Annotated in this window: 3 protein-coding genes; 1 reads left to right on the forward strand and 2 read right to left on the reverse strand. The window is 70.5% G+C overall.

From position 1 onward, the window contains the following. Positions 1–514: 514 nt before the first annotated feature. Entirely contained in the window at positions 515–3319 is a 2805-nt protein-coding gene (locus D7W82_RS37540; protein WP_120622875.1) for a vitamin B12-dependent ribonucleotide reductase, read from the forward strand. Positions 3320–3388: 69 nt separating this feature from the next. On the opposite strand, the gene D7W82_RS42015 is transcribed toward D7W82_RS37540, so the two are convergent. After that, a complete protein-coding gene (locus tag D7W82_RS42015; protein WP_233588174.1) occupies positions 3389–5695 on the reverse strand; it encodes a hypothetical protein in 2307 nt (768 codons plus the stop codon). An 848-nt stretch (positions 5696–6543) separates the two neighbouring features. After that, a partial coding sequence (locus tag D7W82_RS42455) for a hypothetical protein (protein WP_304988765.1) occupies positions 6544–6750 on the reverse strand: 207 nt, incomplete at its 5' end.

Genomic DNA, 6750 nt, shown 5'->3' on the forward strand with positions numbered 1-6750 from the left:
ACCCCGCCCAGCCCATGGGTCGCGGGGGCTCCAGAGCGCCCCTACGCCCGGCACACGGACTGGCAGCAAACATCCGTCAGTGATCACAAGCGCTTGGACAGGCGCCCTTCCCTTCCTGTCCGATTTTGCATGGCCATTGCCATACATTGCCAGCCACAGCAGCCATTGCCACCAGGGCGAGGGTTGTTAGATCAGCCTTGGACGCAGATCAGAGCACCTCGGACTGCCCTACCAAATGAAGTGTGTAAGAGGCGCCCTGACACTAGGTATAGGGGAGCAGGGGATGTTGACGGACCCCACCAGCGATCATATGGATCCGCCCGCCCGGCGGGTGGGCAGTCAGGCCCGGGCCCGGATTCCAGCGGTGGGCCCGCTGGCTTCTGCCCACCCCGGACCATCCCAACGCTGCCGTCCTCGTGCCTGGAAGTGATCATCGGATCCCCTGGGATCTCGCGGCGTTGGCTATTTCGCAAATTTTGCATCAGCACTCTCAGTGAATCTGGAGGCGGGCGGCATGGAGAAGGAACTGAGTGGGAAGCCGGTGGTGGGGGGCAGGGAGTCGCGGCGTGGCGGCCGCGCGAAGGGCAAGGCGGCGACGGCCTCCACGGGGCTGACCGTGGAGCGCTTCTTCACGACGCCGGGCGTGGATCCGGCGGACGAGCTGGCGTGGGAGTACCGCAGCGCGAGCATCAAGGGCGAGGACGGCAAGGTCGTCTTTGATCAGAAGGACATCGAGGTCCCCAAGTCCTGGTCGATGCTGGCGACGAACGTCGTGGCGTCGAAGTACTTCCGGGGCACGCCGGGCACGCCCGAGCGTGAGACGAGCGTGCGCAAGCTGGTGGCGCGCGTGGTGGACACCCTCACCCGCTGGGGTGAAGCGGGGCACTACTTCGCGTCGGCGGTGGACCGCGAGGCGTTCCACGCGGAGCTGACGCACCTCTTGCTCCGTCAGAAGGCGGCGTTCAACTCGCCCGTCTGGTTCAACGTGGGCGTGGAGGAGCACCCGCAGTGTTCGGCGTGCTTCATCAACAGCGTGGACGACAACATGGAGTCCATCCTGGGGCTGGCGCGCACGGAGGGCATGCTCTTCAAGTACGGCAGCGGCACGGGCTCCAACCTGTCCAGCATCCGCGGCAGCAAGGAGCTGCTGGCGGGCGGCGGCACCGCGTCCGGCCCGGTGTCGTTCATGCGAGGCTTCGACGCGTTCGCCGGCGTCATCAAGAGCGGCGGCAAGACGCGGCGCGCGGCGAAGATGGTCATCCTCAACGCCGAGCACCCGGACATCCTCGAGTTCATCCGCTGCAAGTCGAACGAGGAGAAGAAGGCCTGGGCGCTGATTGAAGCGGGCTACGACCCGTCCTTCAACGGCGAGGCCTACGGGTCGGTGTTCTTCCAGAACTCCAACAACTCCGTGCGCGTCACCGACGACTTCATGAAGGCGGTGGTGAACGACGGCCCGTGGCAGACGCGCGCGGTGCGCGATGGCCAGGTGCTGGAGACCTACAAGGCCCGTGAGCTGTTCCGCGAAATCGCGGAGGCGGCGCACCTGTGCGGCGACCCAGGCCTCCAGTACGACACCACGGTGAACGCGTGGCACACGTGCTCCGGCACGGCGCGCATCAACGCGTCCAACCCCTGCTCCGAGTACATGTTCCTGGATGACTCGGCCTGCAACCTGGCGTCGTTGAACCTGATGCACTTCCGCACGCTGGAGGGTGGCTTCGACGTGGCCGCCTTCAAGCACGCGGTGTCCGTGGTGCTGCTGGCGCAGGAGATCATCGTCGGCTTCAGCCGCTACCCCACCGAGCGCATCGCGAAGAACAGCCACGACTACCGTCCGCTGGGCCTGGGCTACGCGAACCTGGGCGCGCTCTTGATGGCGTCCGGCCTGCCCTACGACTCCCCCGCCGGCCGCAACCTGGCGGGGGCCATCACGTCGCTCATGTGCGGCGAGGCGTACGCGACGAGCGCGCGCATCGCGGAGAAGCAGGGCGCGTTCGCGGGCTACGGCAACAACGCGGAGCCCATGCTCGGCGTCATCCGCAAGCACCGCAAGGCCGCGTACCAGCTGCCGGCGGACGGCGTGAGCGCGGAGCTGCACCAGGCGCAGAAGGAGGCGTGGGACGACGCGCTGGCGCGCGGCATGGAGCACGGCTACCGCAACAGCCAGGTGACGGTGCTGGCGCCCACGGGGACCATCGGCTTCATGATGGACTGCGACACCACCGGCATCGAGCCGGACATCGCGCTCATCAAATACAAGAAGCTGGTGGGCGGCGGCATGCTGAAGATCGTCAACCAGACGGTGCCGCTGGCGCTGGAGAAGCTGGGCTACCCGCAGACGCAGACGCAGGACATCATCGCGTACCTGGACAAGCACGACACCATCGAGGGCGCTCCGCACCTGAAGCCGGAGCACCTGGCGGTGTTCGACTGCGCGTTCAAGCCGTCCAAGGGCCAGCGCAGCATCCACTGGATGGGCCACATCGAGATGATGTCCGCGGCGCAGCCGTTCCTCTCCGGCGCCATCTCCAAGACGGTGAACCTGCCGAATGACGCCACGGTGGAGGACATCGAGAAGGCGTACATCGAGGCGTGGCGCAGCGGCCTGAAGGCCGTGGCCGTGTACCGCGACGGGTGCAAGCGCACGCAGCCGCTCAACACGTCGCAGGACAAGGCCCCGGAGGCGAAGCGCGTGGTGGCGGAGCCCGCCCCCGCCGTGACGCCCGAGCCCAAGGCGCTGCGCCGCCGGCTGCCGGACGAGCGGCAGTCGATCACTCACAAGTTCTCCATCGGCGGCCACGAGGGCTACCTGACGGTGGGCATGTACGAGGACGGCAAGCCGGGCGAGCTCTTCGTCGTCATGGCGAAGGAGGGCTCGGTGGTGAGCGGCCTGATGGACAGCTTCGCCACCAGCGTGTCGCTGGCGCTCCAGTACGGCGTGCCGCTGCAGGTGCTGGCGGACAAGTTCTGCCACACCCGCTACGAGCCGAGCGGCTTCACGGGCAACCCGGCCATCCCCATCGCCAAGTCCATCACCGACTACATCTTCCGGTGGCTGTCGCTGAAGTTCCTGCCCACGGAGCCCTGCGCGGACGACGTGGAGGTGACGCCGGTGGAGGAGGCCCGTCCGGAGCCGGTGACGCAGGCCGCGGTGCCGGCCCAGGTGGGGACGCTGCAGCTGTCCGCGATGAACTCGCGCAGCACGTACCTGAACCAGGCGGACGCCCCGCCCTGCCACCAGTGCGGCGCCATCACCGTGCGCAGCGGCGCCTGCTACAAGTGCACGAACTGCGGCACGACGACGGGCTGCAGCTGAGCGCCGCGGCGGTCGTGAGCTGAAGTGAGGAAGGGCTCCGGGGCTTCAAGCTCTGGAGCCCTTCGTGTTTCAGGGGAAGCGATGGAGGCGGGTGCAGATCTCCACGGCCCGGTCCGCGATGCGGCCCAGCTCCTCCAGCATGGCGACCTCCAGGGGCGCGGGGCCGTGCTCGGCGACGAAGAAGGCCACGGGCTGGCCGCGCGAGTGCAGCGGGAAGACGAGCAGGTGGGACTCGGACTCGCCGCACAGCGCGGAGAAGATGGCCTCGTCCTGCGGCGCCTGCGGGGCGCTGAAGACGCTGGGGCTGGGGCCGTTCAGCGCGGAGGTGAAGAGGGACGGCGTGTCCAGGTCCACCTTGAGCGCGGTGACCTCCGGACGGTCGCTGCCCGGGCCCCAGGCACGGCCCACGCGCGCGAGCCCGAAGCTGTCACCCAGGAGGAAGGCCCGGCGGAAGCGGCCCGCGCTGTAGGCCAGCAGCACCTTGCCGACCATGCCCTGTGAGTCCGCGGTGTCGAGCGCGGTGAGGACCTGTTCGGCGGTGACGGCGGGACCGTCCACCGGCGTGTCGGTGGACGCGCTGGCGGCGGCGAGCAGGGCCTGGGCGGGATCGACCTCCGCGGCGGCCTGCGGCTGCCACGGCTGCTGCATGAACTCCCACGCGGAGGCCAGGGCCACGCCGTCCTCGGAGGCAGCGGGCGCGGCGGCGGGGACGTCCAGGTCCACGACGCGGTCCGCCCAGGTGGTCTCCGGGCTGTGGCCCACGGAGCCCTCCCCTTCCCCTCCGCCCTGCCAGCCCACGAACTCCCACGTGGAGGCGAGCTGCATGGGCTCCTCGGAGGAGGAGGTGGGCAGGTCGTCGAGCACGATGGGCGTCCGGTCGCGGACCGGTGCCGGGGGCGCGGCCACGAGGCGCGGCTTCGGCAGGGCCACGGGCTCTTCGGCGGCCGAGGGGGTGGGGTCTTCCGCCTGCGAGGCAGCGGGTTCGGGCGCGGGAGAGGCTGCCGCTTCCGTGGAGGCGACGAGGGCGACCTCGAACTCCGGCGGGACTTCGGCTCGGTGCTCTTCAGCGGGCGCGGGGATCGCGGCGTCGGACTTCGGGGCGGCGGCGACCTGCCAGGACTCGGAGGATTCGGCTTCCGGGGACGCGGCGGGCTTTTGCGAATCTCCCGCCAGGCTGAACTCGAGCGCGTCGGCTTCGGCGTCCTGGGTGGCGGGAGCGGCAATGACAGACGCTTCCGGAGCTTCAGGTGAAGGCTCCGTGGAGACGGACGTCTCCATCTTCGAGACTTCGACGGCGACGGGCGCGTCCGGGATGGCTTCGAGTTCCGTCGCCTCCAGCAGCCCGCCATCCTTCGGAGCGTCAGCGGCTGCGATGGGTTCCTGCGCGGGTGCTTCCTTCGCGCCAGCCGTGGATGCGCCGGGCGCGGCGTCCCAGACGGGTTCCGCCTCGGGAATGGCCTGGGGTTCGTGCGGCTCGGCGGCCATCACCTCTTCGACGTCGAGGACGTCCGCGGCTTCGGAGGCCTGGGGCTTGTGCGGGTCGGCGGACATCACCTCTGCGCCGTCGAGGACATCCGCGGCTTCGGTGGCCGGAGGCGCGTGCGGCTCGGCGGCCATCACCTCTTCGACTTCGAGGATGTCCGCGGCTGCGGCGACCGGAGCCGCGTGCGGCGTGGCGGCCATCTCCTCTTCGACTTCGAGGATGTCCGCGGCTTCGGCGGCCTGGGGCGCGTGCGGCTTGGAGGCCATCTCCTCTTCGACTTCAAGGACGTCCGTCGCTGCGGCGACCGGAGCCGAGTGCGGCTCGGCGGACATCACCTCTTCGACTTCGAGGATGTCCGTCGCTGCGGCGACCGGGGCCGCTTGCGGCTCAGCGGACATCTCCTCTTCGACTTCGAGGATGTCCGCGGCTTCGGCGACCGGAGCCGTTCGCGGCTCGGCGGACATCACGTCCTCGACGTCGAGGACGTCCGCAACCTCCGCAGCGGTCGCGGCGGGCGGATCCGCAGCCACGTCTTCGAGGATGTCGTCGTCGGAGAGATCATCCCCGGTCAGGACCGCCGCGGGCTCGGGCGCCTTCTCGGGGGCGGCCACGACAGGTGCGACGTCGAGCGGCTCGGAACCCGGACTGACGTCGGCGTCGACAAGCAACTCGGCGTCCAGCACCAGGTCGGACAACGACGAACTCGGAGAGGTTCTGGCGGCGTCGGCCTTCAACGGGGCATCCGCGACGTCCGAGGCCACCTGCTTCGCGGAAGATGCGTCCGCGAATGCATCCCCCCACGTTCCTCCGAGGTCCGGAACCGGGTCGCTGGCGGCCGGGACCTCCTCGACGGAGGTCACTGCGGGAGCCGGGGCCGTGATGGCTCGGCTCACTCCGGACGGTCGTCGGGCCGCTGGGGGCCGGGCTCCGCCGGAAGACAGCTCCATGACAGGAATTGAGGCACCCGCCCCATCCTGGGCAATCCCTGCCAGCGAAGGCGAAGCCTGGGCCGTTTGCGCGTTGTCTGGAGCGAGGCTGGCACTCAAGTCCCCAGACAGCCCCTGGGCTCCATTCGCCGGGCCAGACATCATCCCTTGAGCTGTCGCGGGCGACAGACTTCCGGGCGGCACACTCGTCGCGCCTTGGGCCATCGCGGCCGGAGCTCCCGGCGGAGGCACGGCGACAGGACCTGGAGCGGCCGGACGCGACAGCGGAATGCCAGGCGGAGGCGCGGCGACACCCGGCGCGCCAGCGGCAACCGGAGGCACGGCTCCGGTTGGAGGCCCTTGCCGCGGCGGAGCACCCGGAGGAAGGGGCTGGCCACCCGCGACGACAGGACGTCCCTGCATGGCGTTCGGCGGCACTGCGCCCGGAGGCCCCATTGGACGCGCACCGGGAGGAGCCCCGACACCGGGAACCCCAGGAGCGGTCGGAGGACGCTGTCCCGGAGGAACAGGCCCCGCACCACCGGGAGTCATCATCACCGGCGGGGGCGCTCCCGGCGGAGGCCGAGGCGCCGCTCCCGGAGGCATGCCCGGAACTCCCGGCGGAGGCCCTGCGCGGACCATGCCCGGAGGCATCGGCGCACCGGGAGGCATCGGTGCGCCCGGAGACCCCACCGGTCGCGGCCCCGGCGCACCGGGAGCGGCGGGACGCATGCCCGGAGGCGGCGTCTTCGGGACAGCGGGGATCCCCGTCGCGGAAGGTCGAACCGCCGGAGGCACGGGACCCGCCCGCCCGATCATCCCGGGAGGCTGCGCACCCGGCGAAGGCGCCGCACGCGGAGGCATTCCGGCACCCGGCGGAACCGCTCCAGGCGCGACTCCCACCGGCGCGGCGCCCGGCGGAACCACTCCAGGCGCGACTCCCACCGGCGCGGCGCCCGGCGGAACCGCCCCAGGCGCGACTCCCATCGGCGCAACCACAGGCGCGCCCGGAACCACCGGCC

It is taken from the genome of Corallococcus sp. CA049B (genome assembly GCF_003611685.1).
GTDB classification, from domain to species: Bacteria; Myxococcota; Myxococcia; order Myxococcales; family Myxococcaceae; genus Corallococcus; species Corallococcus coralloides.

Coding starts and splice junctions, on each gene's coding strand:
- D7W82_RS37540 (WP_120622875.1), top strand. CDS start 515: ATGGAGAAGGAACTGAGTGGGAAGCCGGTGGTGGGGGGCAGGGAGTCG.